This window comes from Snuella lapsa (assembly GCF_039539345.1).
Taxonomy (GTDB): domain Bacteria; phylum Bacteroidota; class Bacteroidia; order Flavobacteriales; family Flavobacteriaceae; genus Snuella; species Snuella lapsa.
The window spans coordinates 1-19,030 of record NZ_BAABCY010000020.1; the positions used below are offsets into that span (position 1 = coordinate 1).

Genomic DNA, 19,030 nt, shown 5'->3' on the forward strand with positions numbered 1-19,030 from the left:
CTGGGGGGAATCCTGATAAGGTTTTTAAAACTTAAAAAAAATGGACGGAATTTCTTCCGACCATGGCTACCCGATTGGGATGCTTTTTTTATAACACACACATAACATGTAGTTGATATCTTTCATCGTTTATAGGAATAAATTTACATCGATAAATTAAAACCTAAATATCATGAAAAAAATTACTTTATTACTAATTACATTTTTTACCATATCACTAAGCTTTGCCCAAACCTACAAATACCATAGATTTTATAGTTCTATTAGGAACAGTGACGGTACTTCAACCCAGATAGACCAGCAAGTAGCAGAGGCTAATTGTGGCAATACTTATGCATTTAACGAACTAGGAGGCAGATACTATGTAAACATTCAAATCGATACTAAACTCATTCCAGGTAGATTTTATTATCTGAATTTTGGTCAAGGTTATAAATATTACTACCTGTATACTTCAACAAATAACGAACATAATGATGAAGATTACAGACTTAGCTTACCATATGACATAACTTCCATATGCACCCCAATAGATACAGATGGAGATTCAATTCCAGACGCCACAGATAACTGTCCTTATACACCCAACGCCAACCAATTAGACACAGACGGTGATGGAATTGGAGATGTTTGTGAAAACATATCTTACAAATACCATAGATTTTATAGTTCTATTAGGAACGGTGACGGCACTTCAACGCAGATAGACCAGCAAGTAGCAGAGACTAATTGTGGCAATACTTACGCATTTAACGAACTAGGAGGCAGATACTATGTAAACATTCAAATCGATACTAAACTCATTCCAGGTAGATTTTATTATCTGAATTTTGGTCAAGGTTATAAATATTACTACCTGTATACTTCAACAAATAACGAACATAATGACGAAGATTATAGAACAAATATAACGCATACTATTGAATCTATTTGTCCAGATTCTGATAATGATGGTGTGATTGATGCAAATGATAATTGTCCTAATAATTACGGAACAAGTTCAAATGGATGTCCAGATTCAGATGGTGACGGTATAAATGATTATGATGATAATTGTCCCACACAATATGGCTTTGATAATGGTTGTCCATTAGCAGACTTTGTTGTAGAAAGTTTTAGTTTGACGCAAGAAAATGTCGGCACTACTAATGCCCCTTATTTTGAACTTAAATTCTGTGCAACAATTGAAAATTTAGGAGATGATTATGGTCGCCCAGCAAAAGTAGAAATTCTGCTTTCTACAAAAAATAATAGTTATGACCCCGGAATAGTTGCAGGAACAGGTGGTAATATAACCCTTAATGAAAACATTGCTCCCAATGGAGGGACAAACGACTATTGTTTTACACACTCAGGCACACAAATAGATCCGATTTTTGGTGGCAGATACCTATCGCAGTATAATTATGTTTATATAATTATTCATGAAGGATCTGAGGAATACAGTACAGACAACAATGAAGCTTTTTACACAAAAAATATTTCATATATTACCTCTAAACTTTCAAATAAAGAAAAGACATTATCCTTAACAGAACCAAATTCAACTTCAACCTTAAAAGAAAACAAAGTAAAGCCCTATAGATTTGGCGTATATAACTTATCAGGTCAATTAATATTAAATGAAACCGTAAATACAATTGAAGAAGAAAATAACATGATAAAGAATCTTTCTTCCGGTCTTTACATTGTAAAAACCCCATCGAATACTAGAAAAGTTTTAAAAGAATAATTGATTGTTTGGATGGTAAAACACAAATGAGGTCGTCTAAAAAGTAATTTTTAGGCGATTTTTTTATTTTGTTTGATTGACAGTTTGTATTGTTTTTTTGCGTTTTTAACCTTCGAGTAAAAAAGTTTCAAGTTAGGTTTATATCGTTAAACTGAACTTCTTTAGGTTATGTGCCATAGCTATTAGACCTATTTCGGTGGTCACTTTATCCATACCTCGAAGTAAAAATCGTTTGAAGTTCATATTGTGCTTTATATTTCCAAAAACAGCTTCTACATCCCACGGGCGTTGTTTTCTTTTTTTGATGCCTTCTTCGCTCGTTAGCAATGTTCTGGCTTTTTGCTTAAGACGTTGTAGGTTGTAGTTTCGCTCTATAATTCTGTTTCCCTTGGCTTTATGGCAACTACCCCGTAAGGGGCAGCCATTACAATTTTTAGCCTGGTATCCATGTATGGTTTGTGTAAATCCGTTTTTAGTTTGCTTAGTGTAACTGCCTATGCTTTGCATTTCTTGACCCATTGGGCAGTAATAACAATCTTTTTCTTTATTGTAATAGAGGTTGTTCGGGTGGTACGGATTTTCTGAGCGGCTCTTTCTTTTTTGTTCTTTATGGAAGTAGTTGTACTTGACAAAGGCATCAATACCCTTTTGTTCTAAATGGGTATAGTTTTCCTCGCTCCCATAGCCTGCATCGGCAGTAATGCTATGGGGTATTTGTTGATAGCTCTCTATAGTATTGTCTACAAAATCTTTTAATGTAGTCGTATCGGCAGTGGTTTGGGCCAATTGATAATTGGTAATGTATTGGTTGTTTGTGCTGGCTTGAAAATTGTAGGCAGGTTTTAACTGTCCGTTTTGCATATGGTCTTCTTTCATCCGCATAAAAGTGGCATCAGGGTCGGTTTTACAGTAACTGTTCCTACCTTTGAGTATGGCTTCCTGTTCACCATATTTATTTAGATTGGATGGCCAGTTTTTCTTGGCATAAGTAAGCTTTTGCTTTACTTTCTTATCCACATCTTTTCCTTTTAGGGCTTCATTGATCTGATCAATGGTAGCTGCTACTTTTTCAGCATCAATGGCTTCAAAATCTGGAGTATTAGGGATATGTTGTTCCTCCTTGTAAACTTTTTCTACGTAAGACCAGAGTTCTTGTAATTGTTGTTGGATACGGGTCTTGTTCTTGCCTATAGACTTGCCCCATACAAAGGTGTAGCGATTGGCGTTGGCTTCTATTTTAGTACCATCGACATAAAGGTCTTTTAAGTTGATGGCTCCTTGGTCTACCAACAATAGAACAACTTGGTTGAATATCTTTTTTAAATGGCCTTTTAAACGTTTGCCCCTAAAGTCGTTAATCGTGTTATGGTCGGGTTTGTTCTGACCGCTTAACCACATAAAATGAATGTTTTCACTCAGGGCTTGTTCTATCTTTCTTGATGAGTATAGGTTGCGTAAGTAGGCATAAATAATAACCTTTAGCAACATTCTAGGGTGGTAGCTTGATGTGCCGCCTCCTTTATAGCTGTCCTCTAATGCCGTGATATCTAAACAATCTAAATAGTGTTGACAATGCGAACGGGATGGTTAATTGGTACTAAATCATCGTAACTGGGGGGAAGTAAACTTAACTGGTCCTGATGGTAAGTCTTGAAAACTACTTTTTTGCTCATAGCTAAAGTTACAAACGAACTCAATTAATAACAAAAAAAAAGACTGCCTTTTCAGACAGCCTCTTTATCTTTGATGCCATTTAGTTTAAAACTCCGATTTTTCTTTAACCTCGGTTTCTTTTAAACCTGCTATCGCATTAGCGTCATAATCTACTTCTTTTACTGTTTCTTTGGTCCAGTAAAACCATTTGCCGACTTTCTTCCCATTATCATAATTACCTGAAACAATTTTTTCGCCTTCTGTGTTAAAACTTAACCACTCCCCTTGTAATTTACCATCTGTTGTGTAAGTTCCTGTTTGACTTACAACACCATTGTCATGATAGTAAACTGCCTCAATGAGGTTTGTTTCTTTATTAAATTTTAAATCTCTCTTCTGCTTTTGTTGTGCAAAAGAAACCACAGTAATGAAAAAGGCAACTAAAATTAAAACTGAATTCTTCATAATTATGGGGTTTTTAACATTTATATAATCAAAGATACGAAACACATAACTTTAAATCAACATTTACATAACATTAATTTAACATTAAAATTTTACAATCCTGTTTTTTAAGTATTTACACCCTGAAAAAACACCTACAATTATTAATGATTAGTTAATATTAACATTACAATTATGTTACTTTCAACCTAGATATTTGCTCTTGTCTTAAGACAACAATATTAGTTTGTCATATAATCTATTAGTTTTTGTCGACTACATTATTATGATTTCTAATGAGGACTGCCTTGGCCAAGGCAGTCTTTTTTTATAAGTTTAACAATTAGGAAACATTAAGTTAACATTAAGATTGGTTCTTTGCAGCGACAAAAACTAATACTTGATGAAAACTAAAATTATCCATGTGGTAATTGCTTGTTTGGCAATTACTTCATTCCAAGCGCAAGAGATAAAAGCCTCTAAATTTGGAAAAGGTCTTCTTAACATTGTTGGGGAGGATAGTACTTGGACCATGAAGCTAGGCTTAAGAATGCAACTTCTTGGAACTTCTACTTGGGAAGAGAACGCTTCTAACGAAACCAGTTTTTTGGCAAGAAGGGCACGTTTAAAATTTGACGGTTTTGCATTTAGCCCAAAACTAAAGTACAAAATTGAGCTTGGGCTATCCAACAGAGACCAATCTGGTGCTTCTGAGTTTACGCATAATGCCCCAAGATATATTCTAGACGCCATGCTTAAATGGAATTTCTATGAAAATTTTGAAATATGGTTTGGTCAAGGCAAACTTCCAGGAAATAGAGAACGTGTTATCTCTTCTGGCGACTTACAACAAGTAGATCGTTCTTTATTGAACAGCCGGTTTACTATAGACCGTGATTTTGGATTTCAGTTACGTCACCATTTTAACCTTACAAACACTTTTGTTGTAAAAGAAATATTCTCATTGGCACAGGGAGAAGGAAGAAACGTAACTACTGGCAATTTAGGAGGCTACCAATACACTGGTCGTATTGAACTGCTACCTATGGGCAACTTTTCCAATAGTAAAGGCGACTACAAAGGTGCTGATTTAAAAAGGGAAAAAACACCAAAATTAGCTATTGGCGTTAGTTACGACCATAACAGTAACGCAGTAAAGACTAGAAGCAACCAAGGATCTTATATGATAACCGATACTGGTTTTTTTGAAACTAATATTAATACCTTCTTTGTAGATGCCATGTTCAAGTACAACGGATTTTCATTAATGGCCGAATATGCCGATAGAGATGCTGAAGATCCTTATGCCAAAAACTCTGATGGCTCTTTAACTGGTGATGAAGTTCAAGTAGGTAAAGGGTTCAATATTCAAACTGGTTATTTATTCCCATCGAACTGGGAAATATCTGGACGTTACACTTCAGTAAATTTAGATAAGACTATAACAGGAAAAAATCCCGAAAAACAATATACTTTCGGAATTTCTAAATATCTTGTAGGACACAAGTTAAAAGTACAAACAGACATAAGCCATTTAGAGGTTACAAATGGCAATAATGAGTTAATGTACAGATTGCAGTTTGACATACACTTCTAACTAATAAAACATAACAATAACTTAACATAACAAACAAAAACACTAAGGATATTTGCAAATTATTTCAAACTACATATGGAAAACATTTATTTATTTATGATTATAGCCTTGGCCGTATTAGCTGTTGCTGATTTGGTCGTAGGTGTGAGTAATGATGCTGTAAACTTTTTGAATTCTGCCATAGGATCAAAAGCTATTTCTTTTAAAACCATAATGATTGTTGCCAGTTTGGGGATAGCTGTTGGCGCCATCTTTTCCAGTGGTATGATGGAAGTGGCAAGAAAAGGCATTTTTAATCCGCACGAATTTATGTTCAATGAAATTATGATCATTTTTATGGCTGTAATGGTAACAGACATCCTACTGCTTGACTTTTTCAATACTGTAGGCATGCCAACCTCTACAACCGTATCGATTGTTTTTGAATTGTTAGGAGCTTCGGTTGCAATGGCCTTAATTAAAATAGGTCATGACAATGGTAATTTCTCCGATGTTGTTAACTATATCAATACCTCTAAAGCAACTTCCATAATTTTGGGCATACTGCTCTCGGTTGTTGTCGCTTTCACTATTGGAGCCATCGTTCAATGGATCAGTAGGCTATTGCTATCTTACAATTTTATAAAAAAACCAAAATGGGTTGGTGCTGTTTTTGGAGGTATCGCCTTAGCAGCAATCACCTATTTTATATTCTTAAAAGGTATTAAAGGAACTGCTTTTGCCAGTGAAAAACTAGACATTCTAGGCGGTATGAAAATCAAAGACTTTTTAGAAGAAAAGGTATTGATAATTGTCTCCCTTAGTTTTATATTTTGGTCTTTACTCTCATACTCCCTAATCACCTTTTTAAAAACCAATATCTATAAACTCATTATTACTGTTGGTACCTTTGCGTTGGCATTGGCTTTTGCAGGTAACGACTTGGTAAACTTTATTGGAGTGCCAATTGCTGGTTGGCAATCGTATACCGCTTGGGTAGACTCAGGTGTAGCTGCCGATGCTTTTAGCATGGGATTTTTGGCAGAAAAAGTACCTACTCCTAACGTATTATTGGTAATCTCAGGATTAATTATGGTTATCACATTATGGTTTTCATCAAAAGCAAAAAAAGTAACCGAAACCGAAATTAATTTATCTAGGGAAGGTGATGCCAAAGAACGTTTTCAACCAAACTTTTTATCCCGAAGTTTTGTTCGGTTTGCCATGTTGATGTCCCAAATGTCATCGTATGTATTGCCTGAATCCTGGCAATCAAAGATTGAAAAACAATTTGAAAAACCTGTAATATCAGTTTCAAAAGACAGAGTACATGAGTTACCAGCTTTTGACATGGTTAGAGCAGCTGTAAACCTTATGGTAGCTGCTGCCCTTATATCCTTGGCTACATCCATGAAATTACCTTTGTCAACTACCTACGTTACCTTTATGGTGGCAATGGGTACCTCATTAGCAGATAGAGCATGGGGAAGTGAAAGTGCTGTATATAGAGTTGCAGGTGTATTAAACGTTATTGGTGGTTGGTTCTTTACTGCTATCATTGCTTTTATTGCCGCTGCTACTATTGCTTATTTAATAAACTGGAATGTAACAGTAATGGTACCTATTTTGTTACTAATAGCTATCCTTTTACTGGCCAGAAACTACATTGCCCATAAAAAGAAAAGCTCGGCTATAAAAGCTGAAGACAGCTTAACAACAGCAGAGAGCAGCTCTATCCAAGGAGTTATTCATGAGAGCGCCAATAATGTCGCCAATGTAGTTAAGCGTGGTAACAAAATTTACACTAATGCTATTAATGGTCTGGCTAAACAAGATCTTAGTTTGTTAAAAAAGAATAAGAATCAAATTCTTAAACTATCTAACGAAGTTGACGAATTACGTGATAACATATTCTATTTTATTAAAAATTTAGATGAGTCAAGCATTGGAGCCAGTAATTTCTACATTCACATTTTAGGCTACTTACAAGACATGGTACAATCTTTAGAATACATCACTAAAGTAAGCCATAAACATGTGAACAATAATCACAAGAAACTCAAATTCAACCAAATTAAAGAACTTAAAGAAGTAGATGAGCGTTTCGAACTTCTATTCAACAATACCAAAAAAGCGTTTGAATCAAGGTCTTTTGAAGAAATAGGGGTTATTTTAAGCAGAAAAGAAGAAATAACCTCCTTGGTAAGTGCCAAGATCCAAAAACAGGTAGAACGTACACGTACTGAGGAATCCAGTCCAAAGAACACTACCTTGTATTTTGGTATCCTTTTGGAAACCAAAGACCTATTAACCGCTACCATGAATCTTTTAGAGGAGTACCACAATGCTCACGATAGCTCTGTTGAACCAGCGACCATCGTTTCTGAGTCTGAGGAATAATAACCTTTCTCTAGAGATTAATTACAAAACAAAGCACCCGACAGTAACTGTCGGGTGCTTTGTTTTGTATATTTGGGAAAACATATTAAAATGAAAGTATTACCATATTTGCTATTTGCCCTGCTAATAAACTTTAGCTCTAACAGTCAAAACATAAAGGGTCGTGAATTACTCCAAAAAGCAATCCAATATCATGATCCCAATAATAACTGGATTACGTTTTCAGGAACATTTCATGTTACCATGGAAACACCAAAAAACACGAATCGATACAGCACCATCAATATTGATTTACCAAATGAATATTTTTATTTAAAAGCACGTCGTGACACTTTAACTACTGAATACACAATACATAAAGATAAGTGCAGCATTATTTTAAATGGTAAAGCAACCCCATCAGACACCTTACTTAAAAAACATAGCATAACCTGTAAAAGAGGGCAACTCCTTAAAAATTACTATACCTATCTATACGGACTACCAATGAAACTTAAAGATCCTGGAACCATTATAAACGACACTGTAACCCAAAAGCACTTTAATGGCAAGGACTATTTAGTACTTCAAATAAGCTACGACAAAAGTGTTGGCAATGATGTATGGTATTTTTATTTTGATCCTAAAACATATGCCATGGAAGTATATCAATTCTATAAGACAGACAAAAATGGCAGCATTAAAGAACAAAGTGGCGAGTACATCTTACTTACTGAAGAAATGGTTATTAACGGCATTAAAATGCCAAAAAACAGAGCATGGTATTACAATAAAGACAACAACTATTTAGGTACTGATATATTATCAATGCCTTAATTAATGTAAGTCCTGTTTAAGAGTAAGCATGTCTCTTCGAGTAAAATTCTGAAAGAATTTTGTATCGAGAAGCTGTCTGCTGATAATTCTCTATACAAATTGTTATAAAGCGTTCAGGGCAGGCTTATTTGTTGGACTGAGGTTCTTATAATATACCATCATTGCTAATTAACCAAACGCAACGCAAAATATTAGCTACTTATCGAGGTAACACGTAATTCCTTACAGGATCTCTATTTGAACCCCTACAACATATAAAATAAATTGTGGGTTGAACATCTATAATTGTTTTTGGCTCGTAATTATTGTAAACCTAAAATTTATTATTACGATCATTATGAAAAAAATTTCAATCTTACTAGTGGCAGCTTTAGTTTTCTCATGTGTTTCAAAGAAAAAGTATGTTGCTCTACAACAAGAAAACGGCGAAATTAAAAGTGAATTAACAAAAACCAAAGTAGCTAAAGAAGACCTAGAGGCCAAGTTTGCCCAAATTCAGGCGCGTGTTGACGAATATAATTCTAAGATAACGTCATTAAAAGAAGATGTAGGAACCCTTACCGAAGAGAATAATTCGAAAATTGACCTTACTGATGGTGGTGCAGTTATTTCCAACGATGCTAAAGTAAAAATGCGCGAAACTTTAGCCAATGTTGACCCTAACAAACTTAGTGAAGCAAAAACGCTTAAAGACTCTATGAACTTGGCTGTTGCCTATAATTTGGAGAAAACTATAAATAGCAGCAATATAAATGAAGATGACGACATTGCTGTAAACATAAATGAAACAGTGGTGATGATCTCTATTTCTGACAAAATGCTATTTAACAGTGGTAGTTACAGAGTAAGTTCGAAAGCCAATACTATTCTTCAAAAATTAGCTGATGTTATTAACTCGGAACCTAGTTTAGAAGTTATGGTTGAAGGCCATACCGATTCTCGTAGCATCAACACTGAAAAAATAGCCGACAACTGGGATCTAAGTGTTTTAAGAGCTACATCTGTAGTAAGAAAACTTCAAAATGAGTTTAAAGTTGCTCCAGAAAAAATGATTGCAGCGGGAAGAAGTAGTTACCTACCTCTTACTGAAAACAAAACATCTGAACAAAGAGCGAGAAACAGGAGAACACGCATAGTAATTCTTCCGAATATTGATAAGTTTTTTGCTTTAATGTAAAATACACACCATTTCTAAATGATAAAAGAAAAGCACCTCTAAAAAGGTGCTTTTCTTTTATCATGGATCAAACATTTTCTCTTAAGAACCACACATCAGGCAATCGTCACCTTCTGAAGCTTTTGCCTGCGCTATAAGCGCCTTCATTTCTTCGGCAGTCATTGGTTCTACTTCTGGCGCAACATTTTGCTGAGCAAACTTAGCAGCATTATTAATAGCTAATTGCTTTTTGGTATTCTGAACAGAAACATTTTGCTCGCTAGCTACTGCTTCTTCTGCAATAGGTTTCGATTTTTTACTGTTATCTAACGTAAATTTAATAGCATCAACAGCACTCTTGGTTCTTAGATAGTACATTCCTGTTTTTAGGCCACTTTTCCAGGCATAAAAATGCATGGATGTTAATTTAGCCATAGTTGCTCCTTCCAAGAATAAATTAAGCGATTGCGACTGATCGATAAAGTAACCTCTTTGGCGTGACATATCTATGATATCTTTCATACTCAATTCCCAAACTGTTCTATAAAGTTCTTTTATGTCTTGAGGAATGATATCAATACCTTGTATAGATCCGTTTGCTCTCATAATTTCCTGCTTAACTCCCTCATTCCACAAGCCTAATTCAACCAAGTCCTCCAAAAGATGCTTATTAACTACAATAAACTCACCCGATAATACACGACGTGTATAGATATTGGAAGTATAAGGTTCGAAACATTCATTGTTACCTAAAATCTGAGATGTTGAAGCCGTAGGCATTGGCGCTACCAATAACGAGTTACGAACACCGTGCTTTAACACTTGCTTACGTAATTTGGCCCAATCCCAGTTACCACTTAAATCTTCATCCTTTATACCCCATAAATTGTGTTGAAACTCTCCCTTACTTATTGGGGAACCTTCATAAGTTTGATACGTTCCATCTACTTTAGCTTCCTCCATACTTGCAGTTACGGCCGCATAATAAAGCGTTTCAAAAATATCTTGATTAAGCTTTTTGGCCTCATCGCTTGTAAAAGGCATACGTAACTGAATAAACGTGTCGGCTAAACCTTGCACACCCAATCCAATAGGTCTGTGACGCATATTTGAATTCTCGGCCTCTTTTACCGGATAAAAGTTTCTATCAATAACCTTGTTTAAATTCTTGGTCACACGCTTGGTAATCCTAAAGAGTTCTTTATGATCGAACGTGCCATTTTTAACAAACATTGGCAAAGCTATGGAGGCCAAGTTACATACCGCTACTTCATCTGGCGAGGTATATTCCAGAATTTCAGTACACAAATTAGAGGAACGAATGGTCCCCAAGTTTTGCTGGTTAGATTTACGGTTAGCTGCATCTTTATACAGCATGTAAGGAGTCCCTGTTTCTATTTGTGATTCTAAAATTTTCTCCCAAAGTTCGCGTGCTTTAATTGTTTTACGGCCTTTCCCTTCAGCTTCATACTTTAAGTAAAGCGTCTCGAAAGCCTCACTATGTACCTCATCAAGACCAGGACACTCGTTAGGACACATTAAAGTCCACTGTCCATCTTCTTGAACACGCTTCATAAACAAATCGGAAATCCACATCGCATAAAACAAATCGCGCGCCCGCATTTCTTCTTTACCGTGATTTTTCTTTAAATCTAAGAAATCGAAAATATCGGCATGCCAAGTTTCAACGTAAATAGCAAAACTACCTTTACGCTTTCCCCCACCTTGATCTACATATCGTGCGGTATCGTTAAATACTTTTAACATAGGCACTATGCCATTACTTGTACCGTTGGTCCCTGCAATATAACTTCCTGTTGCCCGCACATTGTGGATAGCCAATCCAATACCTCCTGCAGACTGTGAAATTTTAGCAGTTTGTTTTAAGGTATCGTAAATCCCATCGATACTATCTTCCTTCATTGTTAACAGGAAACAAGATGACATTTGTGGCTTAGGCGTCCCCGAATTAAACAATGTAGGTGTTGCGTGCGTAAAGTACTTTTTAGACATCAACTCATAGGTTTCGATAGCAGCTTCCAGATCATCCAAGTGGATCCCTATGGAAACACGCATAAGCATGTGTTGTGGTCGCTCGGCAATAGCTCCATCGATTTTTAATAAATACGAGCGTTCTAAGGTTTTAAACCCAAAATAATCGTATCCAAAATCCCGGTTGTATATAATAACAGAATCTAATCGTTCTTTATTCTTTTGAATAACATCATATACTTCGTCTGAAAGTAACGGTGCCTGCTTACCTGTCCTAGGGTTTACGTATGTGTACAGGTCGTGCATTACTTCACTGAATGTCTTTTTAGTGTTTTTATGTAGGTTAGACACCGAAATTCTAGCAGCCAAACGTGCATAATCCGGATGGGCAGTAGTCATGGTAGCAGCAATCTCGGCAGCAAGGTTATCTAGTTCACTCGTAGTTACGCCATCGTACAAGCCTTCAATGACACGCATAGCCACTTTTAACGGATCTACCAATTCGTTTAGTCCGTAACATAACTTTCGCACCCTAGCGGTGATCTTGTCGAACATAACCTGTTCTTTTCTGCCGTCTCTTTTTACTACATACATACTCTTTATAGGTTTTTAGGTTTTCTGACTTATCTCAGAAAAATGGTTAATTAGTCATCCCAGATTTAAATACTAATTTTAAAAATTAGCTAAACCCAGTTGTTATAATATTGAATTTACAAACTAGAATGTTTCTTCTGATATTTCAGATCAAATGAAGCATTTTCGCTTATTCTTTATAAAAGATTTATAAAATTATTCCACTAAAATGGAGTAATCACTCAATTGAATGATCAATAAAGAACCCAATTAAAAATCGGCGTCAAAGCTAAACTTATCCTCCTCTTCATCTTTATTGAGAACACCTGCCTTTTGGTACTCAGACACACGCTTTTCAAAGAAATTTGTTTTTCCTTGCAATGAAATCATATCCATAAAATCAAAAGGATTGGCTGTATTGAAAACTTTCCCACAACCCAACTCACTCAATAGTCTATCGGTAACAAACTCTAAGTATTGTGTCATTAATTTAGCATTCATACCTATTAAACTTACAGGTAGCGATTCTGTGATAAATTCCCTCTCAATATCCAATGCATCTACAAGTATTTCTGCAATACGATCTTTAGGAACTTTATTTACTAAGTGGTTATTATGAAGGTGAACCGCAAAATCACAGTGCACACCTTCATCCCTAGATATCAACTCATTAGAAAACGTCAATCCAGGCATTAAACCTCGTTTTTTAAGCCAGAAGATGGAACAAAATGCCCCAGAAAAGAATATACCCTCGACAGCAGCGAAAGCTATTAAACGCTCTGCAAAACTTGGCGACTCAATCCATTTTAGCGCCCAATCTGCCTTTTTCTTAATAGCAGGGAAATTTTCGATAGCATTAAACAATAAACTCTTCTCTTTTTCATCTTTCACATAGGTGTCTATTAACAAAGAATAGGTTTCACTGTGAATATTCTCCATCATTATCTGGAAACCGTAAAAGAATTTGGCTTCACTGTACTGAACTTCATTTACAAAATTTTCTGCTAAATTTTCATTTACAATACCATCACTTGCAGCAAAAAACGCCAAAATATGTTTTATAAAATAACGCTCGTCATCGTTTAACTTTGCTGTCCAATCTGTAAGGTCTTGGTGTAAATCTATCTCTTCTGCTGTCCAAAAACTAGCTTCTGATTTTTTATACCACTCCCAAATATCATGATGCTGAATTGGAAAAATAACGAAACGATCTTTGTTCTCTTGTAAAATAGGCTCTACTGGCTGTGACATTGATTTTTAGTGATTTATATTTTTATGTTGAATGAAATTTTTCGTCGATTTCAGGTTAACAAAGATTGGAAAAAGTGCTCAAAAAAGAAAGATATAGTTATAAACATTGTTGGAAAGTTTTTAACAAACTCTTAGTTACTAAAAATCAAAAAGTTAACAATATTTTTTTGTAAAAATCTGATTTTCAATAATTTAATTTTTAGTCATGTTGAAAAAATTTCACAAAATATAAAACTTTATCACATTTTAACCTAAAAAAAACTTATTTATTCACCCTGCACAGAGATCAGATGCTTAGCGTTTTCTTTCAGCTGCCACTTTCTCTAATTCACTATACCAATCGGCTCCAAATTTTCGAATTAAAGCTTCTTTCACAAACTTATAAACAGGCACCTGAAGTTCTTTACCAAGCGTACAGGCATCGTCACAAATTTGCCATTTATGGTAGTTAACAGCAGAAAACTCACTGTAGTCCTGAACGCGTATTGGGTACAAATGACAAGACACTGGTTTTTTCCAGTCTATTTCCCCCTGGTTATACGCTTCTTCAATAGCGCATAGTGCCACATCATTTTCGTCAAATATAACATAGGCGCAATCGGCTCCATTAATTAAGGGTGTTTCCAACTCACCTTCTTCAGAAGTCACATACACACCCTGTTTTTCTATAGCGTCAAGCCCTTCTTTACGCAAAAAAGGCTTTACTTTTGGATAGATCGCTTTTAATATTTTTATTTCATCGGCTTCTAACGGCGCTCCTGCATCCCCATCAACACAACAGGCTCCTTTACATGCTGAAAGATTACAAACAAAATCTTTATCAATAACATCTTCCGAAACAATGGTTTTTCCTAACTGAAACATAAATACGGTTATAATAAGCTGCAAAAATAGCTAAACTTTAGCGTTATTTAATCAAGATAATACTTTATAATCTATACTTTTGCAAAAAATTAATACGCAAACCTATGCATCTCAATTTAAAAGAAATATTTACCGCTTTTATGGTACTCTTTGCCGTAATAGACATTATTGGAAGCATTCCCATCATCATAGATTTACGTAAAAAGGTGGGGCATATTCAAAGTGAAAAGGCCTCAATAATAGCTGGTGTCATTTTAATTCTGTTCTTATTTTTAGGAAAAAGTATTCTAAACCTTATAGGCATTGACGTTAACTCCTTTGCTGTCGCTGGTTCTTTCATTTTATTCTTTATTGCCCTAGAAATGATTTTGGGCATCACTTTATACAAGCAAGAGGAACACACAGCAGTAACAGCATCTGTATTCCCCTTAGCTTTTCCACTTATCGCCGGACCAGGAAGCTTAACCACGCTCCTTTCTCTTAGAGCCGAATTTAGGACTGAAAATATTATCGTTGCAGTTATACTAAACGTTATCATTATATATATTGTATTAAAAACATCATCCAGAATAGAACGCTTTATTGGCCAAAACGGCATCAACATCATCCGAAAGGTATTTGGTGTTGTTTTATTAGCAATTGCCGTAAAATTATTTGCTCACAATATTAAAGCGTTATTTCAACTAACATAAATACATTATGCGGATTTTTACGATCATACTCAGTTTCATAGCCGTTGGACTAATAATTTTAAATGCCACAAAAGTAGACTTAGACCACCCTTTTGAAGGTGAGAGCATAATAGCCCTTATCACCATTGTTGCAGCGCTCTGCGCAATTGCCCTAATGGCAATTCTAAGAATAGCAAAACGTATTGAACAAAAACACAAAAAGGGAACTAATGTTTGATGTTTTAATTATTGGTGGTGGTGCAGCTGGCATGTCCTGTGCCTTAGTATTAGGCTCAGCAAAAAACAAAGCTTTTGCCAAACAGAAGCGCATTGGCATCATTACCCATCAAAAAGCTTCACATTTGCAAACGGCATTATTCAACAATGTTTTAGGCTTAACGCCAGGAACTACAGGTGATTCTATTTTAAAAAGCGGAAAAAAACAACTCAAGGATTTATACCCTCATGTTGAACAACTGGACAACGAAAAAGTTCTAGCCTTATCAAAATCTGACAATAGTTTTGAAATCACAACCAACAAAAACACTTACACCACTAAATTGATAGTTATTGCTGTTGGGTACACCAATTTACTAAACATAAAAGGACTGGAAAAACATATAGAACCACATCCTAGGGCAGCTATCGAGAAAGATCGCATATGGCTAAAAAACACCGACCACGTAATTGAGGAGAATCTCTATGTTGCAGGCACTTTAGCCGGCTGGCGCAGTCAGTTTGCCATTGCTTCGGGTAGTGGCGCACATGTGGCTACCGATATTTTAACACTTTGGAATGACGGAAAGCACACCAAGGTGCATGATAAAATTGACTAACTATTCATCTCCACTCAAGCCAATCACTTCCTCGATCATCATATCATTCTGATTGAAAACTTCTTCATAGGCACCTTCTCCAAATAATTGATCGGCTAAGGCAGCTTTAATGCACTGCTTCACTTCATTATGATACGCCACAAAAGTAATTTCGGCTTCGGTTCTTCTATTTAGGTAATCTTGAAATGCAAATACCATATCGTCATCAACCTTCGCACTATCGATAAAGTCTTGCCGTGAAAAACCATCGTAAGCCTTTCTATCTTTTTCTAATTCCTCAAAAACAAAATAGCTTATCATCCCCCTAAGGTAAGCAAGGGTTTCGCTATGCATAGCATCTAAAGGCACAAACACATCGGGAATAATCCCACCACCTCCATAGACAATTTTACCTTCTGGAGTTGTAAACTTTAACGAATCAGCCACCTCTATTTTTTCTGGATCAATAAGTTCTCCATTCTTCAGCCTAATATAGTAATCGTCATAATAATCTTTATGCCCATTATTATAGGGGCGTTGTATAGAGCGCCCTGTAGGCGTATAATATCGAGATACGGTTAAACGTACAGCACTGCCATCGCCAAGATCCATTTCTCTCTGCACAAGTCCTTTACCGTATGATCGCCTACCTACAATAGTCCCTTTATCATTATCTTGAAGCGCCCCAGCAACTATCTCACTTGCCGAAGCCGAGTTTTCATTAATCAGCACATAAACATTTCCATTTTCGAAAGCTCCTCTTTTGGTAGCAAAGCTTTTTTCTACATGCCCTCGTTTATTCTTAGTAAACAAAATAAGTTTCCCTTTTTCAAGAAACTCATCGGCGATTTGCTCTGCCACACCCAAAAAACCACCAGGGTTATCCCGTAAGTCCAACACCAGCTCTGTAGCTCCTAACTCCTGTAATTTAGATAGTCCGTTCTTAAATTCTTTATAAGTAGACTCGGCAAACCGATTTATTTTTATGTAACCCAACTTGCCGGTAAGCATATATGCTGCATCGACACTTTTAATAGGTATATGGGAACGTTTAACGGTAAAGTTTAAAAGCTGGGGCTCCCCTTTCCTATAGACCTTTAAATTCACTTTACTATTAATTGGCCCTTTAAGCTTTTTAACCATGCTTTCATCATTCAAATGCTCACCGTACAGGGTATCAGAATCAGCCATAATAATCCTATCCCCTCCTCTTATGCCTGCCTTTTCACTGGGGCCTCCTTTGATTGCCCGTATCACTGCAATAGAATCTTTATATGGATAAAAGCTTACGCCTATCCCCACAAAATCCCCTTTCATATTCTCGGCAACGCGCTCCATATCCTCTTTGGGAATGTAAATGGAATGGGGATCCAAGTTCTCTAAAATACCATTAACGGTAACATCTACAATGCTATCGGTATTTACTTCATCTACATATTCGTAATCAATATAGTCTATAAGCCTGTTAAGCTTATCTTTCTTACTGTTTGTAGAAAACAATCTATCTGGAGCATCTGTAAAGTTTAATTTTCCGCCAATAAAAATTCCTGTTGCAATTGCAACGCCTAGAACAAACGGAATGTACTTCTTTTGAAATTGCATTACACTTTCGGGTCTTCTATTAATTTAAGCTCTATACCTGCCTTTTCTAAAAAACGCAACCCGGAATCGTCTTTATAGGGTTGATTATAAACCACCCTCACAATACCAGCCTGATGAATCAACTTACTGCATTCTTTACAGGGTGACATGGTTATATAAAGCGTTGCTCCTTTACAAGATTGCGTAGACGATGCCACTTTTAAAATAGCATTTGCTTCGGCATGTAAAACGTACCATTTTGTGTAGCCCTCATCGTCTTCACAAAAATTCTCAAAACCAGATGGGGTTCCATTATACCCGTCTGATATTATCATTCTATCCTTAACAATAATTGCCCCTACTTGCCTTCTATTGCAATAGGACAATTTTCCCCATTCCTGGGCAATTCTTAAATAAGCTTTGTCGTACTTAAGCTGTTTATTTTTTGGCATGAATTTATTTATAATTAAGTCGCATGTCCCTCATTACATTTCGGCATAACCAAGACCTTCTTGCCCTTTTATCTTTATTAAACAAAAAAGATGCCGTTTCAATACTTCAAGCAAAACAATATAACGAAAATACTTGGTTCACCATTTAATTACAACGCAAGTTCGTTAAAGTTTTATGAAAGTTTATTAAGAATTTTAAAAATTAAGATAAAAAATCGCTGTGCAACAGCATTGGTATCACTAATCCGACCACGATAGCCGATATGACCATAATCCAATCGCGCTTGGAAAACCTAAATATTGTTTGAATTAAGTATCCTAAAAACAACACTATAAAGACTATAATAATTTGAGCAATTTCTATACCCAACGCAAACTCAAGCAACAAGAGCAGCTTACTGTCCGAATCGCCTAACAACATTTGAAACTCCCTTGCAAACCCCAAACCATGTATTAATCCAAAAAACAAGGTAGAAAAAAACAACACGCCTACACGTTCCTTTTGCGCTCCTTTTCCAGCAGTAAACACATTAAAAAGCGCCACTATTAAAATAGTAAGAGGAATTAAGAACTCTACCAACTGTCCATCGACGCTAACAACTTGATAAGCCGCAAGGACAAGGGACAAGGTATGACCTAACGTAAATACCGACACCAACAATAACACGCGCTTCCAATCCCTAAATAAATAAGGAATTGTTAAAACGATAAGAAACAGCACATGATCGTAAGCATTAATATCCAACACATGATTAATACCGTACTCTACATTAAACCAAAAGTTTTCTAACATAATATTAAAGATTTCGAGGTCGCTCAAAGATACAATTAATTAGATTCTTTTAAATGACCATATAGATTTTATTAAACCATTTGAACTACTATAAATTCTTTTCTGTTCCGCACAGCTAATGTAATCGTTTTTTTTAATAGATAACCGAGATCGAAGCACGCCAAGTTTCGCCTTAAAATAAAAATGTTTTATCTACACATAAACAAATTACTTTCATTTTCACTTAAGCAAAAAAGTCAAGGCAACTTCATCATAAAAAAA

General features: G+C 35.7%; 15 protein-coding genes and 1 pseudogene. 8 read left to right on the forward strand and 8 right to left on the reverse strand.

The window, feature by feature from the left end:
• The first annotated feature begins 172 nt into the window (after positions 1-172).
• Entirely contained in the window at positions 173-1,732 is a 1,560-nt protein-coding gene (locus ABD792_RS03860; RefSeq protein WP_345004484.1) for a thrombospondin type 3 repeat-containing protein, read from the forward strand.
• Between the two features lie 138 nt (positions 1,733-1,870).
• Here the strand turns inward: ABD792_RS03860 and ABD792_RS03865 are convergent.
• A pseudogene (locus ABD792_RS03865) lies at positions 1,871-3,405 on the reverse strand (IS1182 family transposase).
• 85 nt (positions 3,406-3,490) lie between these two features.
• Positions 3,491-3,850, reverse strand: a complete 360-nt coding sequence (locus ABD792_RS03870; RefSeq protein ID WP_345004485.1) for a toxin-antitoxin system YwqK family antitoxin — start codon at positions 3,848-3,850, stop codon at positions 3,491-3,493.
• Positions 3,851-4,232: 382 nt separating this feature from the next.
• On the opposite strand from ABD792_RS03870, the gene ABD792_RS03875 reads away from it, so the two are divergent.
• From ABD792_RS03875 to ABD792_RS03890, 4 genes are all read left to right on the forward strand, one after another.
• Positions 4,233-5,426, forward strand: a complete 1,194-nt coding sequence (locus tag ABD792_RS03875; RefSeq protein ID WP_345004486.1) for a porin — start codon at positions 4,233-4,235, stop codon at positions 5,424-5,426.
• Positions 5,427-5,501: 75 nt separating this feature from the next.
• Positions 5,502-7,805, forward strand: coding sequence for an inorganic phosphate transporter (locus ABD792_RS03880; RefSeq protein ID WP_345004487.1), 2,304 nt, complete (start codon positions 5,502-5,504; stop codon positions 7,803-7,805).
• A gap of 90 nt (positions 7,806-7,895) precedes the next feature.
• Complete coding sequence (locus ABD792_RS03885; protein ID WP_345004488.1) at positions 7,896-8,621, forward strand: DUF6503 family protein; 726 nt, start codon at positions 7,896-7,898, stop codon at positions 8,619-8,621.
• A gap of 337 nt (positions 8,622-8,958) precedes the next feature.
• On the forward strand, positions 8,959-9,798 hold the full coding sequence (locus ABD792_RS03890) for an OmpA family protein (protein WP_345004489.1): 840 nt from the start codon (positions 8,959-8,961) through the stop codon (positions 9,796-9,798).
• Positions 9,799-9,879: 81 nt separating this feature from the next.
• Here ABD792_RS03890 and ABD792_RS03895 read toward each other — a convergent pair whose 3' ends face one another.
• The 3 genes from ABD792_RS03895 to ABD792_RS03905 all read right to left on the reverse strand — a co-directional run bounded on the left by ABD792_RS03895 (position 9,880) and on the right by ABD792_RS03905 (position 14,457).
• A complete protein-coding gene (locus tag ABD792_RS03895; RefSeq protein WP_345004490.1) occupies positions 9,880-12,363 on the reverse strand; it encodes a ribonucleoside-diphosphate reductase subunit alpha in 2,484 nt (827 codons plus the stop codon).
• A gap of 249 nt (positions 12,364-12,612) precedes the next feature.
• On the reverse strand, positions 12,613-13,593 hold the full coding sequence (locus tag ABD792_RS03900; protein ID WP_345004491.1) for a ribonucleotide-diphosphate reductase subunit beta: 981 nt from the start codon (positions 13,591-13,593) through the stop codon (positions 12,613-12,615).
• Positions 13,594-13,887: 294 nt separating this feature from the next.
• Positions 13,888-14,457: a DUF3109 family protein gene (locus ABD792_RS03905; protein WP_345004492.1), complete on the reverse strand. Its 570-nt coding sequence runs from the start codon at positions 14,455-14,457 to the stop codon at positions 13,888-13,890.
• 104 nt (positions 14,458-14,561) lie between these two features.
• On the opposite strand from ABD792_RS03905, the gene ABD792_RS03910 reads away from it, so the two are divergent.
• Genes ABD792_RS03910 through ABD792_RS03920 form a run of 3 tightly spaced genes read left to right on the forward strand, consistent with a single transcriptional unit; the run spans position 14,562 to position 15,964 of the window.
• On the forward strand, positions 14,562-15,149 hold the full coding sequence (locus ABD792_RS03910) for a MarC family protein (protein ID WP_345004493.1): 588 nt from the start codon (positions 14,562-14,564) through the stop codon (positions 15,147-15,149).
• Positions 15,150-15,156: 7 nt separating this feature from the next.
• Positions 15,157-15,366, forward strand: coding sequence for a hypothetical protein (locus ABD792_RS03915; RefSeq protein ID WP_345004494.1), 210 nt, complete (start codon positions 15,157-15,159; stop codon positions 15,364-15,366).
• Positions 15,359-15,964 (forward strand): FAD-dependent oxidoreductase, encoded by a 606-nt coding sequence (locus tag ABD792_RS03920; protein ID WP_345004495.1) that lies wholly within the window; start codon positions 15,359-15,361, stop codon positions 15,962-15,964. Before ABD792_RS03915 ends, ABD792_RS03920 begins: the two co-directional genes overlap by 8 nt.
• Here ABD792_RS03920 and ABD792_RS03925 read toward each other — a convergent pair whose 3' ends face one another.
• The 3 genes from ABD792_RS03925 to ABD792_RS03935 form a co-directional block, all read right to left on the reverse strand.
• Entirely contained in the window at positions 15,965-17,545 is a 1,581-nt protein-coding gene (locus ABD792_RS03925; protein ID WP_345004496.1) for a S41 family peptidase, read from the reverse strand.
• Positions 17,545-17,976, reverse strand: coding sequence for a deoxycytidylate deaminase (locus ABD792_RS03930; RefSeq protein WP_345004497.1), 432 nt, complete (start codon positions 17,974-17,976; stop codon positions 17,545-17,547). Before ABD792_RS03930 ends, ABD792_RS03925 begins: the two co-directional genes overlap by 1 nt.
• 202 nt (positions 17,977-18,178) lie before the next feature.
• Positions 18,179-18,769: a HupE/UreJ family protein gene (locus tag ABD792_RS03935; RefSeq protein ID WP_345004498.1), complete on the reverse strand. Its 591-nt coding sequence runs from the start codon at positions 18,767-18,769 to the stop codon at positions 18,179-18,181.
• Positions 18,770-19,030: the final 261 nt, after the last annotated feature.